This window comes from Sphingobacterium sp. BS-2 (genome assembly GCF_046161205.1).
GTDB lineage: Bacteria > Bacteroidota > Bacteroidia > Sphingobacteriales > Sphingobacteriaceae > Sphingobacterium > Sphingobacterium mizutaii.
In genome coordinates, this window is sequence record NZ_JBIXGO010000018.1 from 91,717 (window position 1) to 116,663 (window position 24,947).

The 24,947-nt window shown below is 40.2% G+C and carries 17 protein-coding genes; 11 read left to right on the top strand and 6 right to left on the bottom strand.

The genetic code is table 11. The features are described 5' to 3' along the window. Window positions 1-92: 92 nt before the first annotated feature. The 5 genes from ACK2WI_RS10710 to ACK2WI_RS10730 all read left to right on the top strand — a co-directional run bounded on the left by ACK2WI_RS10710 (window position 93) and on the right by ACK2WI_RS10730 (window position 5,129). Window positions 93-332 (top strand): FeoA family protein, encoded by a 240-nt coding sequence (locus ACK2WI_RS10710; RefSeq protein WP_312696728.1) that lies wholly within the window; start codon window positions 93-95, stop codon window positions 330-332. Continuing rightward, window positions 332-2,434 carry a ferrous iron transport protein B gene (feoB, locus tag ACK2WI_RS10715; RefSeq protein ID WP_409150747.1) on the top strand — a complete coding sequence of 701 codons (2,103 nt, stop codon included), beginning with the start codon at window positions 332-334 and terminating at the stop codon, window positions 2,432-2,434. Before ACK2WI_RS10710 ends, feoB begins: the two co-directional genes overlap by 1 nt. Further along, window positions 2,434-2,580 carry a FeoB-associated Cys-rich membrane protein gene (locus ACK2WI_RS10720; protein ID WP_157739540.1) on the top strand — a complete coding sequence of 49 codons (147 nt, stop codon included), beginning with the start codon at window positions 2,434-2,436 and terminating at the stop codon, window positions 2,578-2,580. The genes feoB and ACK2WI_RS10720 overlap by 1 nt, the downstream gene beginning before the upstream one ends. 427 nt (window positions 2,581-3,007) lie before the next feature. Next, complete coding sequence (locus ACK2WI_RS10725; RefSeq protein WP_409150749.1) at window positions 3,008-4,447, top strand: amino acid permease; 1,440 nt, start codon at window positions 3,008-3,010, stop codon at window positions 4,445-4,447. A gap of 10 nt (window positions 4,448-4,457) precedes the next feature. Further along, window positions 4,458-5,129: a lysoplasmalogenase gene (locus tag ACK2WI_RS10730; RefSeq protein WP_093098141.1), complete on the top strand. Its 672-nt coding sequence runs from the start codon at window positions 4,458-4,460 to the stop codon at window positions 5,127-5,129. Between the two features lie 47 nt (window positions 5,130-5,176). Here ACK2WI_RS10730 and asnB read toward each other — a convergent pair whose 3' ends face one another. From asnB to ACK2WI_RS10745, 3 genes are all read right to left on the bottom strand, one after another. After that, entirely contained in the window at window positions 5,177-6,871 is a 1,695-nt protein-coding gene (gene asnB / locus ACK2WI_RS10735; RefSeq protein ID WP_409150751.1) for an asparagine synthase B, read from the bottom strand. Between the two features lie 444 nt (window positions 6,872-7,315). Further along, on the bottom strand, window positions 7,316-9,154 hold the full coding sequence (locus tag ACK2WI_RS10740; protein ID WP_409150753.1) for a UbiD family decarboxylase: 1,839 nt from the start codon (window positions 9,152-9,154) through the stop codon (window positions 7,316-7,318). Window positions 9,155-9,217: 63 nt separating this feature from the next. Continuing rightward, on the bottom strand, window positions 9,218-10,090 hold the full coding sequence (locus tag ACK2WI_RS10745; protein ID WP_409150754.1) for a hypothetical protein: 873 nt from the start codon (window positions 10,088-10,090) through the stop codon (window positions 9,218-9,220). 203 nt (window positions 10,091-10,293) lie between these two features. On the opposite strand from ACK2WI_RS10745, the gene ACK2WI_RS10750 reads away from it, so the two are divergent. From ACK2WI_RS10750 to ACK2WI_RS10765, 4 genes are all read left to right on the top strand, one after another. Next, window positions 10,294-11,529 (top strand): deoxyribodipyrimidine photo-lyase, encoded by a 1,236-nt coding sequence (locus ACK2WI_RS10750; protein ID WP_409150755.1) that lies wholly within the window; start codon window positions 10,294-10,296, stop codon window positions 11,527-11,529. A gap of 199 nt (window positions 11,530-11,728) precedes the next feature. Further along, entirely contained in the window at window positions 11,729-14,470 is a 2,742-nt protein-coding gene (locus ACK2WI_RS10755) for a 2-oxoglutarate dehydrogenase E1 component (protein WP_409150757.1), read from the top strand. Between the two features lie 65 nt (window positions 14,471-14,535). Then, window positions 14,536-15,783, top strand: coding sequence for a 2-oxoglutarate dehydrogenase complex dihydrolipoyllysine-residue succinyltransferase (gene odhB / locus ACK2WI_RS10760; RefSeq protein WP_409150758.1), 1,248 nt, complete (start codon window positions 14,536-14,538; stop codon window positions 15,781-15,783). 119 nt (window positions 15,784-15,902) lie between these two features. After that, on the top strand, window positions 15,903-16,901 hold the full coding sequence (locus tag ACK2WI_RS10765; RefSeq protein ID WP_409150759.1) for a hypothetical protein: 999 nt from the start codon (window positions 15,903-15,905) through the stop codon (window positions 16,899-16,901). Here ACK2WI_RS10765 and ACK2WI_RS10770 read toward each other — a convergent pair. Both ACK2WI_RS10770 and ACK2WI_RS10775 read right to left on the bottom strand, forming a co-directional pair. Continuing rightward, window positions 16,898-18,826: an LTA synthase family protein gene (locus ACK2WI_RS10770; RefSeq protein ID WP_409150760.1), complete on the bottom strand. Its 1,929-nt coding sequence runs from the start codon at window positions 18,824-18,826 to the stop codon at window positions 16,898-16,900. The two genes, ACK2WI_RS10765 and ACK2WI_RS10770, sit on opposite strands and share 4 nt — an antisense overlap. Before the next feature lies 1 nt (window position 18,827). After that, on the bottom strand, window positions 18,828-20,708 hold the full coding sequence (locus tag ACK2WI_RS10775) for an LTA synthase family protein (protein WP_409150762.1): 1,881 nt from the start codon (window positions 20,706-20,708) through the stop codon (window positions 18,828-18,830). A gap of 168 nt (window positions 20,709-20,876) precedes the next feature. On the opposite strand from ACK2WI_RS10775, the gene ACK2WI_RS10780 reads away from it, so the two are divergent. Continuing rightward, window positions 20,877-23,492: a valine--tRNA ligase gene (locus ACK2WI_RS10780; RefSeq protein WP_409150764.1), complete on the top strand. Its 2,616-nt coding sequence runs from the start codon at window positions 20,877-20,879 to the stop codon at window positions 23,490-23,492. Window positions 23,493-23,563: 71 nt separating this feature from the next. Here the strand turns inward: ACK2WI_RS10780 and ACK2WI_RS10785 are convergent, their stop codons facing one another. Continuing rightward, complete coding sequence (locus tag ACK2WI_RS10785; protein WP_409150766.1) at window positions 23,564-24,064, bottom strand: PepSY-like domain-containing protein; 501 nt, start codon at window positions 24,062-24,064, stop codon at window positions 23,564-23,566. Between the two features lie 198 nt (window positions 24,065-24,262). Between ACK2WI_RS10785 and ACK2WI_RS10790 the strand changes: the two genes are divergently transcribed. After that, window positions 24,263-24,901 (top strand): HdeD family acid-resistance protein, encoded by a 639-nt coding sequence (locus ACK2WI_RS10790; protein WP_409150768.1) that lies wholly within the window; start codon window positions 24,263-24,265, stop codon window positions 24,899-24,901. Window positions 24,902-24,947: the final 46 nt, after the last annotated feature.

Consider the following 24,947-nt stretch of genomic DNA (forward strand, 5'->3'; position numbering starts at 1 on the left):
TAGTGTGACTTAATCCGCAATTTAAAAGATTTTAATTATTTATCTTTGCTATTGTTGATTTTTATTCAAAAAACATAAAAAATTGTCGTCGAATGCCGCAACATATTAGCCTTGATAAATTGAAAATAGGAGATCTCGCTAAAATTAATGCAATCCAATCCACAGAAATACCTGCAAAATTCTATGAACTAGGCTTTTACCCAGGTTCAGTTGTTGAAATAAAACATAAAGCCCCCCTAAGTGGACCTATCTGTGTGAACGTCATTGAAAGCAATGCCTTAATCGCAATCCGTAAATCCGAAGCTAAACTTATCACTGCAGAATTAATCTAATGAAAGATCCTAATATTGTCCTTCTGGGGAACCCCAATGTTGGTAAAACCTCTTTGTTCAATAGACTTACTAAGCTTAACCAAAAGGTTGGTAACTATCCTGGAATTACCGTAGAAAAAAGAGAAGGAAAATTAAAAGCAAATAACAAAACTTACCACATCATTGACCTCCCTGGGACTTACACCCTATTTCCTAACTCTTTAGATGAGGAAATTGTTTTCAAAATTTTAAGCCAGCGAGAAAATAAACTCAGCCCCGACCTAACCGTCGTGGTCGCAGAACCATCAACCCTCAAAAGAGGGATCATCCTGTACCAACAGGCACGTGAACTGGGACTTCCCGCCATTTTTGTGATCAATATGATCGATGAAGTGGAAAGCAAGGGCGTACAGATCGACTTCCATAAGCTGGAAGCCTATCTGAAAACCAAAGTCTACCAAACGAATGCAAGGACCGGAAAGGGATTGGATAAACTGATCAATTCCTTGGATGAAAAACCATCTTTCTACCTTGGCACCTTCCAAATTCCAGAAAAATACACTCAAGCCCTATCGGAAGCTAAAAAACTGTTCCCTTTAGAAACTGAATACCTTACTTGGCAATATCTGGCGCAAGAAAACGTAAGTTACCTTCCGTTGGAAAAACAACAAGAATTAGCTAGCATCCGTGCAAAATACCAATTGGATCCGCACGAAATGCAAAAGACTGAATCACTCTTGAGACAAGACCAAATCAGTCTGGAGCTTGACAAAATATTGGTCAAATCTAAAAACCAAACCCTAGACACCACATCCAAAATCGATAAGATCTTATTGCATCCAGTCTTAGGGTATATAATCTTTTTCGGACTATTGTTGTTGATTTTCCAAGCCATATTCAGTTGGTCTGGTCCATTAATGGATTGGATCGATGGTAGCTTCGGCGATTTAACAGCATACCTATCTACCGTCCTTCCCGAAGGACCACTCTCTTCTTTATTCATTGAAGGGATTGTAGCCGGTATTGGTGGTATTGTCATTTTCGTACCGCAGATCGTTATCCTATTCCTGTTTCTTTCCTTAATGGAGGAATCAGGCTATATGAGCCGTGTGGTATTCATTATGGACCGTTGGTTAAGACCTTTCGGATTGAACGGTAAATCGGTCATCCCATTGATGTCTGGAGCAGCCTGTGCTATTCCAGCAGTTATGTCTGCCCGTAATATAGAAAATCCAAAAGAAAGATTACTGACCATCTTGGTTACCCCATTCATGACCTGTTCGGCACGTCTACCGATCTATATCGTAATCATCGGTTTGATCATCCCAGAAACCACCTATATGGGCTTTAACCTGCAAGGTATCACCTTATTCTTCATGTATATCTTAGGAATAGTAGGAGCTTTGGGTTCTGCATGGATCCTCAACAAAGTCATCAAGAGCGTACGTTCTTCTTTCTTGATCTTTGAATTGCCAACCTACAAATTTCCTGACTGGAAGAATGTAATAACCAATGTTTGGGATAAGGCTTCTGGTTTCTTGATCGATGCCGGTAAGATCATCTTGATGATCTCCATCGTATTATGGGTTTTCGGAAATTTCGGTCCAAACCAAAAATTCTACAATGCTGAAGAAATCGTGCAACAGAACAACCCTAATCTATCTGGGGATGATTTGGAACAAGAAGTTGGATCATATAAACTGGAACACTCTTTCTTAGGTTATATCGGAATGGGAATCGAACCTATCGTAAGGCCATTAGGCTACGACTGGAAAATGGGAATCGGTCTGATTTCTTCCTTCGCCGCTCGTGAAGTCTTTGTCGGAACCATGGCAGTTGTATACAGCATGGGACCCGATGTTGATATCGAAGACGAAGCCCAAAAGGGATCGCTGTTGAGCCGAATGCGCGCTGAGGTCAATAGCAACACTGGAAAACCTGCATACAATTTTGCATCAGGAATTTCGTTATTATTATTTTACGCATTTGCAATGCAATGTATGGCAACCATTGGTGTAGTTCGTAAAGAAACAGGTTCATGGAAATGGACCATGATCCAAACGCTATTCATGACAGGCTTAGCCTACGTTGCGGCGCTGATTGCTTATCAAATCTTAAAGTAATGAGCTTAATTATTCAATACATCATCATCTTTATCCTTTTCATCTACGCTTTGTACGTGATCTTTAAACCCTTTTTCTCTAAGAAAAAAGGAAACTCAGGATGTAGCAAAGGTTGTTGTACGGTAGAAGTAAAGCCAAAGAGCTAATAAAAAATCTTAAATAAAATGGAAAGGCACCTGAGATAGGTGCCTTTTTTCTTTGGCGAGATAGGTATGCCGGGGGATGGGGAGAGTTGTATTTGCCCTGCATTTGAACCAGGATTGGGTTCGACTCCCCTTCGGCTCCGCTCAGGGTACGGCTCACCCAACGAGGTTGAGAGGATGGACCAAGATCATAACCGAAATACCTTTCTTGAAAAAAAACATCATCCCCCTTCCCTCAAAAACCCACTTCTTCCCATTTCCTACTTAACATAAAAAAAATTATTTTACATGTATGCCGCTAATAAAACACTCTTTATTTTATTTGATGCACAAAAATTAAAATGAAAAATTTATCTTGTGGCTTTTATCGGTCCTCAGGCCGATGGAGAATAATAACTAGGAACATAATCAGGAATTAACCTTCTTCAGAGTGCAAGAAAACAACGAAAAAGAACTAAAAAGAGGCCTTAGTAACAGACATATTCAGTTAATTGCCTTAGGTGGAGCTATTGGTACAGGTTTATTTTTAGGGGTTGGGCAGGCTGCTATTTTAGCTGGTCCGTCCGTTATATTGGGATATGCCATTGCAGGGCTTGTCGCCTTCTTCATCATGCGCCAGCTCGGCGAAATGGTTGTTGAAGAACCGATCTCAGGTAGCTTCAGCTCCTTCGCCAATAAATATTGGGGACCATTCGCAGGCTATGCCTCCGGCTGGAACTATTGGTTGCTGTATATCTTGGTCAGCATGGCCGAATTGACCGCAATCGGCAAATATGTGCAGTTCTGGTGGCCAGAGATACCGCTCTGGGCTTCTTCCCTATTCTTCTTCCTGGTCATCAATGTGATCAATCTTGCTTCGGTAAAGGTATATGGTGAAACCGAATTCTGGTTTTCCATCATCAAGGTTGTGGCTATTATCGCCATGATCATCTTTGGTGTCTACCTATTGGTTTCAGGAAATGGAGGTGAAAGAGCAACCGTTGCCAATCTCTATAATGATGGCGGTTTCTTCCCCCATGGCTGGCTCAACGGAAATGGCGATATTGGATATACAGGATTACTGGCCGCACTCGTCATAATCATGTTCTCCTTTGGAGGTTTGGAATTGGTAGGTATTACGGCAGCAGAAGCTGAAAACCCTGAAAAAAACATCCCAAAAGCAACCAACCAGGTTTTATGGAGAATCTTGGTGTTCTATGTAGGAGCGCTTTTTATCCTATTCTCATTAATGCCTTGGAGAACCATTACCGCAGATACCAGTCCATTCGTGGAAGTATTTGCAACCCTAAAAGGTTTCCAATTTGAACTGTTCGGAAAGACTTTCTTCTTTACGAGCATCATCGCCAATGCCTTGAACGTCATCGTACTGACCGCAGCCCTATCGGTTTACAATAGCTGTGTGTACAGTAATTCAAGAATGCTATACGGTTTGGCTGAACAAGGCAATGCACCGAAATTCCTAAAGAAATTAAACTCCAACCACTCCCCTGTCAATGCCATCTTGGTTTCTGCAGGGATTGTGGCAATAACAGTTTTGATCAATAAAGTGATCCCTAAGGAAGCTTTGGGAATCTTGATGTCCCTAGTAGTATCTGCATTGATCATCAATTGGATCATGATTACTTTGACGCACATGTTTTTCAGGAAACAAAAGGATAAACAAGGAATCAAGACCAAATTCCCAACCATCCTCTATCCGATCAGCAATTATTTCAGCCTCTTGTTTTTGTTAGGCGTATTGTTGATGATGTGGTTTACTGGCCTAAAAATCTCAGTGGAATTGATCCCAATCTGGGTACTGCTACTTTGGATCAGTTATATCTTGGTGAAAAGGAACAAAGAAAAACAACTAAAAAATACGGATAATTAGATCCCATAAAATGAAGCAGTACAAATTACATATCGCATTCTTGTTCCTTGCACTGCTTCATTTATATGCTGTTTACGCCAATTTGCCCAATCTCAGGTTCTTTAGCAAACCTTTGATCTGTATCTCGCTTATCTTTATCCTGTATAAGGAAACTGGATTAAAAAAGAACATTGAAAAATTAGTCGCTGTAGGCCTATTTTTTGGTTGCCTCGGCGATATTTTCCTGATGCTGAACGAAAATATGTTCGTTGCCGGTTTAGCATCCTTTTTGATCGGCCATATCCTCTATGTCATTGCCTTTAGCAAGCAAACAAGCGCCAAGGCCCTGAGCAAACATAAAAGCTATATCCTCATCGCGGGTATACTGGCCAGCTTTTCCTATTACCTGTATAGCATTCTGAAACCCAGCTTAGGACCATTAAAGATCCCGGTCATCCTATATATCATTGTCATCGCCGCTATGGCATTCTTTGCTTATACCAGGAGGTACCAAACCAATACCCTAAGTTTTATCATTTGCTTGATCGGCGCCCTATTATTCATTTTCTCAGACTCCATATTGGCCTTGAATAAATTTGTTGCCTATCTAGCCAACTCTGGACTTTACATAATGTCCAGCTATATCCTCGCCCAATATTTTATTACCCTCGGTATCATATTAGACAAAAAAACCAGGCCGTAAATAATTACAGCCCGGCATTAATACAAGTTGATATGATATGATTTAAACTATGTCAATAATTCTTCTTGTGTTTTTTTTCCATAACTTTCAAGATGGACATTGGCAACTGCCCTACCCGAAGGATCGTTTAGGTTCTGGAAGGAAGCATCCCAAGCCAAAGCCTCAGGGGTGCTACAAGCAACCGATTTAACAGAAGGAACAGTCTTCGCTGCTGCATCCGATGGGAAATGTGTTTCAAAGATGCTCCTGTACAGATATTCCTCTTTATTTTTTGGAGTATTGATCGGGAAACGTTGCGCTGCAGCTTCAAATTCCGTATCCGAGACTTTCTCCTCAGCTTGTGCCTTTAGGGTATCGATCCAAGAATAGCCTACGCCATCTGAAAATTGTTCCTTTTGTCTCCAAGCAATCGACTCGGGCAAATAATCCTCAAAAGCCTTTCTCACCACCCATTTTTCCATTCTGCCATCCTTGATCATCTTATCCTCTGGGTTGATGCACATGGCGATATCCATAAACTCCTTGTCCAAAAATGGGACCCGCCCTTCAACTCCCCAAGCAGCCAAAGATTTGTTAGCCCTTAAGCAATCATATAAATAAAGTTTTTTGAGTTTTCTTACCGTTTCCTCATGGAATTCCTTCGCATTAGGTGCCTTGTGGAAATAAAGGTATCCTCCAAATAATTCATCTGAACCCTCGCCAGACAAGACCATTTTTATTCCCATGGACTTAATTACCCTAGCCAACAGATACATTGGAGTCGAGGCACGAATGGTCGTCACATCATAAGTTTCCAAATGATAGATTACATCCCTGATTGCATCTAAACCTTCCTGTATCGTGAAATTGACCTCATGGTGGATGGTTCCAATATGGTCTGCTGCTTTCTGCGCAGCGATCAGATCCGGAGAGCCTTGTAAACCTACTGCAAATGAATGCAATTGTGGGTACCAAGCCTCTTCCTCATCATTGCTCTCAATCCTTCTGGAAGCAAACTTTTTGGTTATGGCAGCGATCACAGAAGAGTCTAATCCACCAGATAAAAGAACACCATAAGGCACATCCGACATCAATTGATGATAGACCGCATCTTCCAAACCTTTTCTCAATTTGGCAATATCCGTTTCACTGTCCTGAACCGTATCATAGGATTCCCAATCGCGGGAATACCAACGTTTAGGCTCCAATCCTTCTTTGCTATATAGATAATGTCCCGGAGGAAACTGCTCGATCTCCGTACAGAAATCCTCCAAGGATTTTAATTCCGATGCCACAAACACCTGTCCATACTCATCTTTACCATAATACAATGGAATAATCCCCATATGGTCCCTAGCAATAAAGAATGAATCATCACGAGAATCATACAAGGCAAATCCAAAGATCCCATTGAGTTCCTCAACAAATGCCGGTCCTTTTTCCAAATACAGAGCCAAAACAACCTCTGAATCGGACTGGGTAGAGAATTGATAATTTGGCAATGAATTTCGCAACTCCTTATGATTGTAGATCTCACCATTGACAGCAAGGACTACTTGTCCATCAGGACTGTATAAGGGTTGACTCCCAGATTTAGGGTCAACAATAGCCAAACGCTCATGAGCTAACAATGCTTTGGCTGAACTATAGATCCCCGACCAATCTGGTCCTCTATGACGAATTCTTTTCGACATTTCCAAGACCTGCGGCCTTAAGGATTCTAGGGGTTGTTTCAATTCAAATGCTCCGACAATTCCGCACATACGATTGTTGTTTTGTTAATGATTTAATTGTTTTTATGAATTAATGACACAAAGTAAAGTATTAAAAAACAATTTTCATAATCTTTTTTAATTTTTATTAAATATTTATTAAATATTTTAAACTTTTATTGAGTTATTTATACTCAATTGGAGTATTTATTGAAAATCACATCAAAAATATATTTTCAACAATTCTGGTTGACAGGCTAAAATAAATTTGGATTTTCATTCGGCTGTCCAGCTGAAAAGGCTTCGACTCTCAGTTTGACCTTATTCGAGACATATTCGGAAAATTCGGAACGTGGCTCGAATAAGGTCGAAACCAAACGCACAAAAAAAGAAGAATGAGATTTTTTAGGGGAGGCAAGAATTATGGCTTGCTATAGAAAGCAAAACAAGGCTGCCTGATGGGGCAACCTTGTTTATAATATTTGATTATTTCTTTTAGTATATACCGTGCAGTGATCCACCTTTCGCGGCCAGTTGATCTACCCTTTTCTCTACCGCCGGGTCTTTGATCAGATCAGGGGCATGATGAGGTTTTCTTCTCGCATCAATGATCACAGGGCCATGACAGCCCCAGTGTTTATGGCTGATAAAACTATCAATACCATAAATATCGTAGGAAGGATTGGATTTAGTGAATGTAACCCAAACAAAATTATTTTCATTCTCTGCAGTAAATGCGGCATCATCTGCCAAGACAATGAGCTGGATTCCTTCCCAGTTTTTATCTTTTGCCGCTGCACACCAATCTTCCAGCACTTTGGCTTCTTCTTCATAGCTGGTAAAGTCCTTCCCGTCTACAACAAGAATCCCCGGCAAAGCTAATTTTCCTTGGTTGAAAGGTCTTGGCAGTTCCAATGCACTTGGATATTCCGTAATTAATTTTCTTTTTACATCCCCAACAGCTGCAAAGGTCACTTTTGATCCCGCATTTAAACCATCACCGGTATAATCCAGGGTATCGATGGTTGTATTGGTCTGAAAGTGCAAATCCCTGCTTAGATCAATCCTTTCAAAGATATGCGTAAAGAAATCTTTGATGCTATGGATATCCAGCTGAGGGTTATCCTCAAAGGCGGATATAAATAGATATTTTGCCAGACTAAGTTGATTGGTTCCTAGAATCTGGTTGGCAATGGTCAACACTTCCTGTGGGCGATCCACTTTTTGATAAGGCGTATATCGTTCACTTCCTATAGCGAACAACAGCGGGTGCACACCTGCTGGGTCCACTGCATGCACTGCATGAAGGCCACCAATCTGTTGTGGAATGGCATTGCCTGTGATTTCATGGATCAAAGCGCCAAAGCTGGTATCCTCTTGCGGAGGTCTTCCCACTACGGTAAAAGACCAGATAGGATTCTTCCGGTGATACACTTTATGGACCTTCATCAATGGGAATGGGTGCAGCAAGGAATAATAACCGATATGATCACCAAATGGACCTTCAGGTTTATTATCATTTGGATATACCGTACCTGTAATAACAAAATCTGCATCAGCAGAGATACAGAATCCTTCCTCATCATAGAAATAGCGGAAGCGACGGTTTCCAAGAGCACCGGCAAAGATCATTTCAGAAAGGCCTTCTGGAAGAGGCATCACCGCAGAAAGCGGATGTGAGGGAGGACCCCCAACGAAAATACTTACTTTCAGCGGTTTCCCTAATGCATTAGCTTTGGTTTGATGGATTCCAATCCCACGATGCAACTGATAATGCAGCCCAATTTCTTGGTCTTGAATATAGTCATTGCCCCCCAGTTGTATCCTGTACATCCCTAAGTTGGCATTCATGATGCCAGGTTTGCTGATATCTTCTGTATAAACCTGTGGCATGGTCACAAAAGGACCACCATCCATAGGCCAGTTCACGATCTGTGGTAGTTCGGATATTTTGGTCTGTCCGTATAGAATAGGCGCTGAAGATTTCTTTTTCCAAGGCAATGCACCCAAGGCGACCATGGAAGAACCTGCATAAGAAAAAGGATTCTTCAAAACCGATATTGGGTTCATCTTAACATCCACCAATTTCTTGACATGGTCCAAGGTATCCCTGAACATGAATCGCGATCGTTCTAGGGTTCCAAAGAGGTTTGATACTGCAGGAAATTTAGATCCTTTGACATTCTCAAAATATAAGGCCGGACCTTGGGCATCATAAACGCGCATCTGGATAGAGGCCATTTCCAGGTATGGATCGACTTCTTCTTTGATACGAATTAAATGACCATGGTTTTCTAGGTCGGCAACACATTCTTGTAAACTTTTGTATCCCATATTTAATAGCTCGCTTAGCTACAAATGTAAGCTAATAGCGGCAATATAAGAAGGTTTAAGAATTTATTGGTCGAGCTTAATGACTTGATCGATGGGGGTAAAGGAGAATAGCATTTCGTTTTTCCAGGAAGTATTGTCAATCGGATATTCGCGCTCCATTAAACGCTTGAATTCGATAAGGTCTTCCTTATGGATATGGTAGGCTTTTTTAAAGACCAAACTCATAATGAAATGAGGCACTAAAATACTCTTAACCTCTGCATTTGGATACAAGGTTTTTTTATACAAGCGATAGATTTCCTGGACCGTAATGGTACTTGGCCCACCTATCTCGATGGTTTCATTGATGAAACATTTTTCCCAATCCACATTATAGACCCAACGCAAGAGGTCCAAAGATGAAATAGGGTTGAATTTAACGTGCGCAAAGGTATTGTCATAAGGAAGATACTTTCCGTTGATCAAGATATGCATGTATTTGTCCAGGACACTACCCTTTCCTATCGCCAGGTTCTTGAGCACGATGGTATAGGCGATATTGGATGCCTTCAAGAGGGCTTCAATATCCCTAATAAAGGGTTTGTCCATTAGCCTGGCTATATAGACGATTCGGTTCCCTCCATTTAACTTGGTCAGTTCAATGAAGTTTTTCAATGTAATAAGTTCTAAATTAAGGTTAACAAGTTCACCCAAGGTTGGAACATGCGTAATATATATGGCAAGGCCGACTCCTGATTCGATTTTGTAGGCTTCAAATTCTTTGCCTCTCCGCAGTAAATCGACCTTATCAAGAGTTGCCGTCACCGTCTCAAAAACCTTGGATTTGAACAAATCCAAGTCTCTGACGATCCCATGTACATTATAATCTTCCCTACTCAGGTTACTCATGGCTCGTTTTCCCAAATAAGAATTCAAACCTGACAATAACACTTCCATTTTCCCTCCACTTATTTGTATAAGATTTATTTAATGCTAACAGAATTGAACTGTGAAAGTTTAAAGTTTCTAAAAATTTTACAAATCAAATAAATTTTAACAATAAATCACATTGTCTTTGACATGTAAAAATTCGGGTCAGGGATGCCCCCACTCACTTATAATAGACTATATTTGTTAAGTAACGCATTTCGGGGTATAATATGAGTAAAAGAGTAGTTCTTGTTTGGTTTAGGAATGATTTAAGAATGCATGACAATGAGGTTTTAATTGAAGCTATAAACAAATCAGACTTAATCATCCCAGTTTACTGTTTCGACCCTCGTTATTTCCACAAAAACAAATTCCAACAGAACAATACCGGCATCAAAAGGGCACAATTCCTACTGGAGTCTGTGGCACAATTAAAGTCGAAACTTCAAGGAATGGACAGCGATCTGATGACTTTTGTCGGCAAGCCCGAGGATATCCTTCCTGTACTATGTGCAAAATATGAGGTTGGAGAAGTGTTCCACCATCGGGAAGTTGCATCTCGGGAGACCAAGATCTCGGAGGCCGTGGAAGCGGAATTATGGGAAAACAAAATTAACCTGCGGCATTTTATCGGCCATACCCTTTTTCACAAAGAAGACCTTCCCTTTCCTATCAAGGACATCCCTGATAAGTTCAATATTTTCAGAAAGAAGATTGAACGGGAAAGTACAGTCCGCACCCCCCTTGATGCCCCAAGCAACATCCTAAGTCCGCAGCACTTGGAAAACACCGCTATCCCAAGCTTGAAAGAGTTGGGCTATTCGGATGTGGAAATAGCATCTCTAGGTGATCAAGGCTTTGAAGGAGGTGAAGATATAGGTATAGAAAAACTAAAAAATTTATTGGATCCCAATTATGAAGGACTGAACAATTTTTCATTGGTCTCTCCTTATATTGCTATTGGTGCCCTGTCCCCTATTTACGTGTATCATCAGATGCAAAATTCATCTTTAAGCCAAAATAAAAAAAGATATGAGCGCTTGATGACCATGCTCTTATGGAGAGACTATTTCCGCTTTATGCTCAAAAAATATCCCAATGTATTTTTTAAGCTCAACGGCATCGAAGCTGAGGAAAAAAATACGGAACAGATCGATGAGGAATTGGTATCAAACTGGAAAACGGCCAATACTGGCCAAGAAGCAGTCGATGAAACCATCCAAACATTATTGAGCACAGGAAATATCACTTATGCGGAGCGAAGATTGATTTCAAAATATTTTACACAAGAGCTAGACTCCAACTGGCTTGCAGGTGCTAGCTTCTTTGAAGAACACCTTTTAGATTTTGCGCCTGCTACCACCTATGGTTTTTGGTCGCACATGGCTTCTGTAGGGACCAGTCCTAAGGAAAATACTTGTGCTGACTGGCAAGTTCTTGCCAAGAGATTGTATGTTTCGAAATAAACAAAATCATTTTCTCAACGTTAAATTATTATGGAAAAAACAATAATAAACTCAAAGTTTATCAAAAATCGACTATTATTTATTTCTTAAACAGAATACACGAAAAAACATGCTAAAACATTGTATTTTATATCGATTAAATGCGGAAAAGTATGTTTATTATTTATAAATTTGGCAAAATTTTATCACCCCAATCCACATGGACAAATTGACATTTTTGAGTAATGCTGATTCGAGTTACATCGACGGTTTATATCAAGCATACAAAGCTGACCCAAATTCAGTAGATTTTGGTTGGCAAAAGTTTTTTGAAGGATTTGACTTTGGTCAAACATCAGAAGGTGGTTCGGTTGAATCAGTTGAAGGTGTTTCTGATCACGCATTAAAAGAAATCAACGTATTAAACATGATCCATGGTTATAGAGACCGTGGTCACCTATTTACCCAAACCAACCCTGTTCGCGAGCGCCGCAAATACTACCCTGGCAAAGAATTAGAGACCTTTGGCCTATCAGAATCTGATATGGACACGGTTTTCAATGCTGGTGTGGAAGTTGGTTTAGGCCCTGCCAAATTAAGAGATATCCGCCAGCTTATCGAGGACACCTACTGTCGTTCGATTGGTGCTGAATTCAAATATATCCGTAACCCTGAAAAAATCAAATGGTTGCAAGACCATATGGAAGCGGATAGAAACCAACCTCATTACGATGTTGACCAAAAGAAACGCATTTTCAGAAAATTGAACCGTGCGGTTATTTTCGAAAGTTTCTTGGGAACAAAATTCTTGGGACAAAAACGTTTCTCCCTTGAAGGTGCAGAAAGCTTAATCCCTGCATTGGATTCCATCATTGAAAAAGGTGCAAGTTTAGGTATCCAAGAATTTATGATTGGTATGGCACACCGTGGTCGTTTGAACGTATTGGCAAACATCATGGGAAAACCTTACAAAACCATTTTCTCGGAATTCGAAGGCAAAATGTATGCGGAAGAAGATCCAGAATTACAATTTGGTGGTGACGTAAAATATCACTTGGGTTATTCATCCGATGTGACTACAGAGGATGGCAAATCCATCCACCTTTCCCTAGCACCTAACCCTTCGCACTTAGAAACCGTTGACCCAATCGTTGAAGGTATCACGCGTTCGAAAATCGACATGAAATACAATGGCGATTCTTCGAAAATTGCGCCGATCTTGATTCATGGGGATGCTGCTATTGCTGGTCAAGGTGTGGTATACGAGGTAACTCAGATGTCTAAACTTGAAGGATACCGCACCGGTGGTACCATTCATATCGTGATCAACAACCAAGTTGGTTTTACAACTAACTACAAAGATGCACGTTCAGGAACTTACTGTACTGACGTCGCAAAAATCTCTTCTTCACCTGTATTCCATGTAAACGGTGATGATGCAGAAGCAGTAGTATACGCGATTAATTTAGCGGTAGAATACCGTCAAAAATATAAAACTGACGTTTACATCGACCTATTATGTTACCGTCGTTACGGACATAACGAGGCTGATGAGCCTAAATTTACCCAACCATTGCTGTACAAGGCAATTGAAAAACACCCTAATCCAAAAGATGTATATGCTAATAAATTAGTGGATGAGAAATCAATTGACCAGAGCTATGTGAAGAACACCGAGAAGGAGTTTAAGGATTACCTTCAAGAGCAATTGGACATCGCTAAGAAAACGGACAAACTGGACGAAGAAGTTCCAATGTTCGGTGGAGCGTGGAAAGGATTACATGCTGCTAAAAAAGCAGATAACTATGAAGAGGTTGACACCAAGGTTCCAGCTAAGGAATTCTTGAAATTAGCCAATGAGATCACTACTTTGCCGAAAGACAAGAAATTCTTCCGTAAGATTTCTAAATTGTTTGAAGATCGTGCTGCCATGGTTAAAAATGACAACTACGATTGGGCAATGGGTGAGTTGATGGCTTATGCGACCTTATTGGATGAAGGCAATCGCGTTCGTATTTCAGGACAGGATGTTCAACGTGGTACATTCTCCCATAGACATGCGGTCCTTACTTTGGAAGATTCTGAAGAGAAATACATTCCATTGGCAAATGTAAATGGTGGCGAGCGTTTCAACATCTACAACTCTTTACTTTCTGAGTATGCAGTTTTAGGTTTTGAATATGGCTATGCGTTGGCAAACCCACAAGCACTGACCGTTTGGGAAGCACAGTTTGGTGACTTCTACAATGGTGCACAGATCATCGTTGACCAATATTTGTCAAGTGCAGAAACTAAATGGAAAAGATCGAACGGATTGGTCATGATGTTACCTCATGGTATGGAAGGTCAAGGACCAGAGCACTCTTCAGGACGTATCGAGCGTTTCTTGGAATTATGTGCTAATGATAACCTGATCATTGCAAACTGTACTACTCCAGCGAACTATTTCCACTTATTGCGTCGTCAATTGGTAAGAGACTTCCGTAAACCATTGGTTGTCTTTACTCCAAAAAGTTTATTACGCCATCCAAAAGTGGTTTCTAAACTGGATAACTTTACCAAAGAGAACTTCCAAGAGGTAATCGATGATAACTACGCAAAAGCAACGACAGTAAAACGTGTATTATTCTGTTCAGGAAAGATCTACTACGATTTATTGGAGAAACAACAAGCAGACAAACGTACCGATGTAGCTATCGTAAGGGTTGAGCAATTGTACCCTGCTCCTGCTGAGCAATTCAAGGCGATCCGTGCGAAATACAAAAAAGCGACGGAATTCATCTGGGTTCAGGAAGAAAATGAGAACATGGGTGCATGGCCTTATTACTGCCGTATTTTCCGCAAGACAGATCTTGATTTCACGGATTATATTGCACGTACCGAGAGCGGAAGTCCTGCAACGGGTTACATGAAAAAACATGTGGCACAACAAGAAGCAATAATTAATAAATCATTCGAATAAACAAAATGTTTAACCGTCCGTTGTAATATTATAGTATATTTAATGGAGGTTTAAAAGAAGTAAATATGAGCTTAGAAATCAAAGTCCCTTCGGTTGGTGAATCAATTACCGAAGTAACCTTGGCCCAATGGCTAAAACAAGATGGTGATTACGTCGAAATGGACGAGAACATTGCCGAATTAGAATCTGATAAAGCAACGTTTGAATTACCGGCAGAAAAAGCGGGTATCCTACGTATTATTGCGCAAGAGGGTGATACCCTGGAAATCGGCGCAGTAGTATGTACTATTGAAGACGGAGATGCTCCTGCAGGATCTGGCGACGCTCCAGCGAAAAAAGAGGAAGCTCCAGCTGCTCAAGCGGAGTCAAAACCTGCTCAAGCTGAAGCGGATGAAAGTCCTGAAACTTATGCTGCTGGCACGGCATCACCTGCTGCTGCTAAAATCTTAAGAGAAAAAGGAATTGACCCATCTACGATCAAAGGAACAGGTAAAGACGGAAGAATCACCAAAGAGGACGCTGAAAAAGCTCAATCAACTCCAGCGAAAGCGGAATCTAAACCAGCTGCTCCTGCTGCTGCAGTAACAGCTACTGCTCCAGTAAGTGCTGGCGACCGTGTAGAACGTCGTGAGAAAATGAGCTCATTGCGTAAAACAATCGCAAAGCGTTTGGTAGCCGTTAAAAATGATACCGCTATGTTAACTACTTTCAACGAAGTTAACATGCAACCTATCATGGACCTACGTGCTAAATACAAAGATACCTTCAAAGAGAAACATGGTATCGGCCTAGGCTTTATGTCATTCTTCACTAAAGCAGTGACCACTGCATTGAAAGAATGGCCTGCGGTAAATGCTCGTATCGAAGAAAACGAATTAGTATATTCTGACTTTGCTGATATTTCAATTGCAGTTTCTGCTCCAAAAGGATTAGTGGTTCCTGTGATCAGAAATGCAGAATCTATGGCACTATACCAAATCGAGAAAGCAATTGCTGAGTTAGCTACTAAAGCTCGCGACAACAAATTGACAATCGATGAAATGACTGGTGGTACATTTACCATTACCAATGGTGGTGTATTTGGTTCAATGATGTCTACTCCTATTATCAATGCGCCTCAATCGGCAATCTTAGGTATGCACAACATTATCCAAAGACCAATCGCTGAAAACGGTCAAGTGGTTATCCGTCCGATGATGTATATCGCTCTTTCTTATGACCACCGTATTATTGATGGTCGTGAATCTGTAAGCTTCTTGGTACGCGTTAAGCAATTGCTAGAAGATCCAGCTAGATTATTATTGGAAGTATAATTCCAAAAACAGATAATTCTCAAAAGGTCGCTTAAAATAATTAAGCGACCTTTTGTATTTTTGACAGATTCTTTATAAGTTGACCTCCAAATTATTCTATGCACCATTTCCGCGTATCCATGTCAAGATTACTCCTTACAGCTTTGCTTTTCCTCATTAGCTTCTCCACATTTGCTCAAAAGATTGGCCTAGATATTGATTTCTTCGGATATGCAGACAATCGGGAATATGGAGCACAATACACGATCCCAAAAACCTTTTTTGGGGCGACTATCTCCCCTAACCTTTATTTTGAGATTGAGAAAAACCATAGGTTATACGGAGGTGCCCATTTTAACCAGGAGTTTGGCATCAATTCGGAAAATAAAAGTCGATGGAACCCTATCGCATATTATAACTATAAGACGGAAAAATTTGATTTTGCTTTGGGATTTATGCCTAGGCATGAACGATTGAAAGATATCCCCCGAATGGTTTTAGCGGATACCTTGATGTATGACCGCCCCAATATCGAAGGGATGTATTTCAACTATAAGAACCGCAATTTCCAACAATCAGTCTTCATTGATTGGATGAGCAAACAAGGTTATCAGAATAGGGAACAATTTGTAGCTGGAATCTCAGGTAAATATGCTATCGGAAGCTTCTATATCCGCAATGATGGGATGATGTACCATAATGCCCTCACGAGCAATGATAGCATTGAGGAACATATACAGGACAATGCGGTGATCATGCTTAGGTTAGGTGTAGACCTAAGCCACAAGACCGTTTTTGACTCCTTGACCATTGATGCTGGCGCAGCTATGGGTTTTGACCGTGTCAGATCGGTCTATGACATGCAAAAAGCCAATGGCTTTATCTCCAATATCCATGTAGGCTATAAGCGATTCTTTCTTGCCAACACTTTATATCTTGGGGAACCCATGAACTTACCGAATGGCGATTCCTTTTACCATCGTAAAACTTATGATCGATTAGATTTAGGCTGGATGCCATTTAAATCAGACAAAATAGAAGGGAAATTTACAGCTTCTTTCCATTTTTCCCCCGGAAAAGTGGACAATCAGCAAGTCTTTACCCTACGTTATAAGTTTGGAAAAACAATCGTGGATTAATTCTCTGCTACCAATTTATTGTGGATCATTCGATTGTTATACTGCTGCATAAAGGATTCGAGATGTTTCATCAGGGAGTCCTGAACTTGGAGGTCCTTTCCCTTAAGATCATGTTCTAAAAACTTATCGGCTTTAAGATTATAGACCGATTTCACTTCCTTATCTCCATAGGTCATAAAATAATCACCCATAAAAAAGTTATAGATATTGCCAATATTGCTGACCACGAAATTATTCCGATCTGGAGCAAAAGCATCAAATCCAAAAGAGAAATAGGGCTTATCATATTGCAGATAGTTTAGCACGGTGGGCATAATATCAATCTGTTGTACAAGTTTATCAGAAACCCCTTTTAATTCCCCTCCTGGATAGTAGAATACAATCGGGATGGCAAATGAATTAGGCATGGTATTGTACTCTTTGAAATGGCTCATACTGGCATGATCAGCACAGATCACGAACAGCGTATTATTGTACCAAGGGCTCTTAGAAGCGGTCTGGAAAAATTCCTTTAAGGCATGGTCGGCATAGCCCAATGGCTCATGCAATGGCAGGGTTCCTTTCGGGAATTTGCCAGCGTATTTCTCAGGAACCTTAAATGGATGATGGGAAGACAAGGAAAAAAAGCTACTGAAAAAAGGCTCTTTCATCTGGTCCATTTGTTTGGCCATATATTGCATAAAGGGTTCATCCCAGATACCCCAAATACCATCAAAATCTGCATCATTATTGTATTCATTTTTACCATAATAATGCTTGATTCCGGCTAATTGCATATAAGCGGAAAAGCCCATACTTCCATTCGGTGCACCATGGAAAAAGGAAGTTTCATATCCTTCATCTGAAAGCAGCTTGGCCAAACTAGTAGTCTTGTTCCCAGAATATATCGAAAGGACAAAAGGCTCTCCAATAGAAGGAATTCCTGTGATCACAGAAGGCAGCGCATCGATGGATTTACGACCGTTGGCATAAGATCTGGTAAAAGTATAGGATTGTTCAATCAAAGAGTCTAAGAAAGGCGTATAGCCTTTGTAAGTTCCATTTTCCAGGTCCCTATTGAAGAAGCCTATATGCTCTTTTCCAAAGCTCTCCAATATCAACATTACTACATTCAATTTTTTAAACTGTGCTGAATCCTTTGGTTGATGGACCACCGGATACATGGCATTAAGCTCTTGGTCAGAAAAGAAATGTTCTTCCTTGAGACTTACAGCCTTTAAGGTCTTAAGAATCGAAAAAGGAGTATTGAGCACAATATTCATTTCTTCAGGAGACTTCACATAATCTCCAGCATTGCTCAAAGTGATCGGTCGAGTGCTATGTGCCCAGCCACCACGGACACCGCCCACAAACAGGAAGGCTACCGTCAAGAGCAGCAGCAGCTGTACCGAATAGAACTTCCAATTGAAGACCGCCGGTTTTTCAACTTGGACTAGGTCATAAAGTTTGATCAGTCCCCAAACAATCAGAACAAAGAAAAACACCAGGTACCAGTATTCCAGACCAAAGTCCAAGAACAACTTTCCAAGATTTTCCTCATGGGCGAATTGACCGAAAACAGTACCTGTAGTCCGTTTTAAGGTAAATGGATAATAGGCGAAATCCACCAAGTTAAGAGCAATTCCAATGCTATTAGAAACGACAAAGACCCATTTGCTAATTTTAGAAAATAGAGGATTGTATTTAAAAGGAACCGGAAAAGAAACTAGCAGGATATAAAGGATATTGATGTATAGCAGGGCGACAATATCAAATTTCACCCCTCCAGCCATCATATACATCAATTCAGAAAAGGATACTTGAGGAAATTGGGCCATATTGAACCCATAGAACCCGAGCCTAAGGATTCCATAGAGCAAGAGCATCAAAACAAGTCGTATTGCCAATGCCAAATAAGGTCCAAACCATCCTTTTAACTTGATCATATTAGTATTTCATAAAGTCTTCATATACCTCTTGGTAGTATGCCTTTGCCATATTCAATAGGCTATCAGCTTTTTCCTTCGGATATTGTTCGTTGGAATTAAAGTTTATTCTATTTCCTACACGGTCGTAGGAGATAACTTCATCTTTGTTGATCACGCCAAAAGCATCTTTTGAATTATAAAATGCAATCTCCGGAAAACTACTGTTGAATAGATCGCGGCTCCAACGATAACGATCAGTAGGCAGATTTAATTGATTTAACAGGGATTTGGCAAGATCGGTTTGATTTCCAATCTTGTTTATTTTTTTTCCTCGGTATTCCGCTTTAATAGGTTCACCGAAAAACAAGAGCGGGATATGAAAACGCTGGGGTCTACTTATGTCCCATTTTTCAGTTGGCAATCGGTGGCCATGGTCGGCAACCAGGACAAACAAGGTGTTTTTGTACCAATCTTTGGTTTTTGCAGCTTCCAAAAATTCATGGATGGCCTGATCGGTATAATATGCGGTACTCTTGAATTTGTTTACATTATTGTCCTTCCCGAATTTATATTCATCATATAGTTCGAAAGGTTCATGGTTGACCAAAGTAAAAATACTGGAAAAGAAAGGCTGATCTACATCATCCAGATCTTCTATCATTCTTTCAAATACAACATGGTCATAAACTCCCCAAGAAGTTCTAGGCAATAAGGGGTTGAAGTTCATGATATCAACAACCTTATCAATACCATGGGCTAACATATAGGACTTAAAATTGTAGAACTCACTCTGTCCACCATGGTAAAAAGACGTCTTATAACCTGCATTATGAAACTCTTGGCCTATTGCAGGCATATTTTCATGCTTATCGATGTATTTTATAATGCTTTCGGGACCTTGTGCCGGAAACCCACTGAAAATACCCACGATACCTTTATCAGATCGATCAGATGCCGAATAGATCTGATCAAAAAATAGACCTTGGGAAATCAATTCTTCAAAATGGGGTGTAATACCTTTTTCACCACCCATAGAATGGATCAGATCAGCGACAAAACTTTCCAAGACAAGGACGACCACATTAGGCTTTTTAGTTTTCAAGATATTGAAACTTGAATCTGCCACTTCAGTAAAAGCTGGAGCTATCAGAGCTTTGGCTTCTGCATTGCTTGGGAAATATTTATAAGGCGAACGCATACGTTGGTTCCTCGTAAAATACTCACGCAACAAGGCGTAATGTGTATTGACCGCAGCATGGTTATAGAAAGTGTTAGAAGAAAAATAAGCTTTACTAGGGTTCAATGGAGCTCTTCCAAATCCACCACGGATAAATCCGAATAGGAACAGTCCTCCGATGAAAAATTGGATTCCCAATTTCCACCACACTAATTTCTTGGGAAAATGAACGGACTTGAATAGCCTGAGGTAAAGCCAATACCCTCCGGCAGTCAATAGGACGATACCCAAAACAGGGATTAAGATGGGTGTTGATTCCGCGGAGGCCGCTGCTCCTGCAGCATCTTCGGCAATGGCATCAATAGCCCTTTTTGAAATCTTATCCCCCCATTCCCTATAGATATTGACATTGGCAAAGGTGATGATCTGATAAAAGATCAAAACGACAAAGGTATAGGCATTGAGCAGTTTTCTCTTTAAGATTTCATTGGAATAGTGGTTTAAAACGAGGTACCCTAAAAAAGGAAGTACACAGATATAAGAGACCACAGAAAAATCAAGTGGCAATCCATGGTAGAAAATTCTCAATACATCCTTAAAATTGGAAAAATTGACTTTATCGTTGAACGAAACTAGGAAAATAAGGCGATCCAAGAAGCTCATCAACAGCCAATAGCCAAAATAGAAGAAGAAACCCCTTAAATCTTTAATAACATTCTTCATGTCATAAAAAAAATTCAATCGCCAAATTTACATTTAATTAGAGATAGTAACAGTTAATTAACATTAATTTTTCAATTAGTAAACACAGCATATTTATTTACGGTTAGCAAGTGGGAAATAAGGCATTAAATGCGTATTTTTGTAACCTTTTAGAACATTAAGAATATAATGAGCATAGCAAAAACGTACAATCCAAAAGAAGCTGAAGAGAAGTGGTATTCCTACTGGATGTCAAATGGATTTTTCCGTTCGGTACCAGATGAGCGTGAGCCATACACCATTGTCATGCCCCCTCCAAACGTCACTGGGGTCCTTCACATGGGCCATATGTTGAACAACACCATTCAGGATGTGTTGATCCGTCGTGCACGTATGCAAGGCAAAAATGCCTGTTGGGTTCCGGGAACGGACCATGCATCCATTGCTACTGAGGCGAAAGTCGTTGCTATGTTGAAAGAAAAAGGCATTGAGAAAACATCCATCAGCCGTGATGAATTCTTGAAATATGCTTGGGAATGGAAAGAAAAATACGGTGGTATCATCTTGAAGCAATTGGAAAAGCTGGGAGCTTCATGTGATTGGGAAAGGACCAAATTCACAATGGACCCTGATCTTTCTGAAGCGGTGATCGATACCTTCATCAAATTTTACAAAGAAGGCTATATCTACCGTGGTATCCGTATGGTAAACTGGGATCCAGAAGGAAAAACAGCCCTTTCTGATGAAGAAGTAATCCGTAAAGAGGTCAACCAAAAGCTTTATTACGTTCGTTATAAAATCAAGGATTCAGATGAACATGTGATTATTGCCACAACGCGTCCGGAGACCATTATGGCGGATACAGCAATCTGTATCAATCCATTGGACGAGCGCTATAAACATCTGCAAGGAAAAACGGTATTGGTTCCATTGATCAACCGTGAAATTCCGATCATCCAAGATGAATATGTGGAGATGGAATTTGGTACAGGATGTCTGAAGGTTACTCCTGCCCATGATTTGAATGACTATGAATTAGGCCAGAAACATAATCTGGAGGTCATCGATATCTTGAATGATAACGGTACATTAAATGAGAAAGCTCAAATCTTGGTTGGTGAGGATCGTTTTATCGCCCGTAAAAAGGTAGCAACCTTATTAGAAGAAGCAGGCCAGATCGAAAAGATCGAGGATTATAAATCGCAAGTAGGTTTCTCGGAACGTACAAATGCAGCCATTGAACCAAAGCTATCGATGCAATGGTTCTTGAAGATGGACAAACTTGCTAAACCAGCCTTGGAATATGTTGAGGATGGCACCATTAAATTAATTCCTGAGAAATTCTTTGCTTCCTACAAGCATTGGATGGAAAATGTGAAAGATTGGTGTATCTCCCGTCAATTATGGTGGGGGCAGCGCATTCCAGCATGGTTCAATGAGAAGAATGAATGGGTAATTGCAAAAACGGAGGCAGAAGCCATCGCTGAATTTGAAAATACTGGAAAATCTACTGCGGGTATCCGTCAGGAAGATGATGTATTAGACACTTGGTTTTCATCCGGTCTATGGCCGATGTCGGTTTTTGATGGTGTGAGAAACCCAGAAAACCCTGACTTTAAATATTATTACCCAACGAATGATCTAGTGACAGCTCCGGAAATCTTGTTTTTCTGGGTTGCCCGCATGATCATTATGGGTCATGATTATACGCAGAAACCTCCATTCCGTAATGTATATCTTACAGGTATCGTGAGGGATAAATTGGGGCGCAAGATGTCGAAATCATTAGGAAACTCGCCTGATCCAATCGAATTGATGGAACAATATGGTACCGATGGGGTTCGTGTAGGGATGCTCCTATCCTCCCCTGCTGGAAATGACCTAATGTTTGATGTTTCATATTGTGAACAGGGAAGAAATTTCGCTAATAAGATCTGGAATGCCTTCCGATTGGTAAAAGGTTGGGAAGTGGTAGATCAGGAAGCAACAGCATCGCAAAAGATGTCTGCGAAATGGTTTGAATCTCGCTTTAACCAAGCATTGGTAGAAATAGAGGAACATTTTGCGAATTACAGACTTTCAGATGCCTTGATGGCAACTTATAAGTTGATCTGGGATGATTTCTGTTCATGGTACCTTGAACTGGTAAAACCAGCTTATCAGGCTCCAATTGAAAAAGAAACTTACGAAACTGTTAAAGGTCTATTCCAAAAGGTCCTAAAATTAGCTCATCCATTTATGCCTTTCATTACGGAAGAGTTATGGCATGACGAGATCTTTGGAACCCGTACGGATAAGGACTGCATCATCGTAGCTGATTTCCCTAAGGTTCAGGCATTCGACGAGAACATCATCAAAGAATTTGCAATCGTTCAGCAGATCATCTCTGAGGTACGTAATATCAGGAATTCTAAAGGTTTATCGCCTAAGATTGCTCTTCCATTAGCGATCAATGCGACAAATATTGATTACAGTCGATACCAAGACAGCATCAAAAAACTAGCGAACATTGAAGAGTTAAGCTTTGTAAAAGAAAAAGTAAGTGGAGCGGTGAGCTTCCTTGCAGGAAAAGACGAATGTTATGTTGCCTTGGAAAACAACATCGATGTTGATGCAGAAAAAGAAAGGATCAGTAAAGAGATCGAATACTTAAAAGGATTCTTGATTTCCGTTGACAAGAAATTATCGAATGAACGATTTGTGCAGAATGCAAAGCCTGAAATCGTGGAGAACGAGAAAAACAAAAAGGCAGATGCAGAAGCTAAAATCCAGATATTGGAAGAAAGCTTGAAAAGCTTAGGCTAAGAACCTCAGATATTAAAATAAAGAAGCCCTCGCACAATTTGTACGGGGGCTTTATTATTAGACTAAAACTTCTATTTATCGACTCTCAAGAATTTTCCATCGAGATCAAATACTAAATCGGTATCATTTTTCAACTCTACTGCCATTACATCGATTTCCTTATCGATTGATTTAATGGTCTGCCCAGCATAATTGGCATTGATATATTCCTGTACAGATGAAGGTAATACCGCCATAGGTACCACTACATCCCCTTTAGTACTGATTTCTCTCCATTCCCCGTCTTTATCAAAATCAATTTCTGTGTTATCTGAAAGATCCACATCAAAAACGGTCCCATCAGTTACTGGACTTTGTTTATTTTCAACATGCTGAATGCTGGCATTAGGGAAATGGTCCTCGATAAACTGCTTGGCAGTATGAGGTAAAACATCTGCAGGGTTATTTGCTGGAATTGGACCTTGAGTGGAACCATCTGCCACAGCACTGTCCCCACTGTTTGCATTTTGTTTGTTCTGATTATTGCAGGCCAACATTAACAGGGCCGAACCTAATATCAATAGTTTTTTCATGTTTACTCCTTTTAAACATAAACAGCCACAACCATTATTTGTTTGAAAAGAAAATTCGTTAACCTCTTTTTAGATTGCGGATAGCTAATAAATGACACTCGTCATAAATGTTTATAAATAGAGAAAACTTAATGAAATTTGAGTTGTATTAGGATATATTAATAAATCCGGATTATCATGCTACGTAACTTATAAATCATGGAAAACTTTCTTAAAACCATTAGAACTGCCGTAAAACAATGGTATCTCCCATTGATCGTAGGGATCCTACTTGTTATTTTAGGATTTTATGTGCTTGCTACCCCTGTTACTTCTTATTTAGCTTTATCATTCGTGTTCAGCATTTCTTTTTTATTTTCTGGTGTGATGGAAATTATATTCTCCCTAAACAACAAGAATGAAATTGAAGGATGGGGATGGTATTTGGCGGGTGGAATTTTGAACACTTTGTTTGGTCTGCTATTATTGAGCAATCCTGCTATCTCATTAGCCACCCTACCCTTTGTAATCGGGTTCTTCGTGATGTTTAAATCAGTGCAGTACCTTTCGGTTGCTCTGGACCTGAAACAATATGGAGTCAAGAATTGGGGCTGGATCTTATTATTCTCCATATTGGGGGTGATATTTAGCTTTATCCTATTATGGAATCCTGTATTTGCGGGCTTGACCATCGTGATTTGGACAGGGATGGCCATTATTTCCGCGGGATTTGCTTCCTGTATCCTAGCCTTCCAATTGAAGAAACTGAAGAATATATCTGAACGTACTCCAGAGGATTGGAAAAGAAGATATGAAGAATTGAGAGAAGAATACCATCGATATAAATCGAATAACTAAATTACAATTAGCAAAAGTAAAGGCTGGTCGGTATTAGATATTGGCC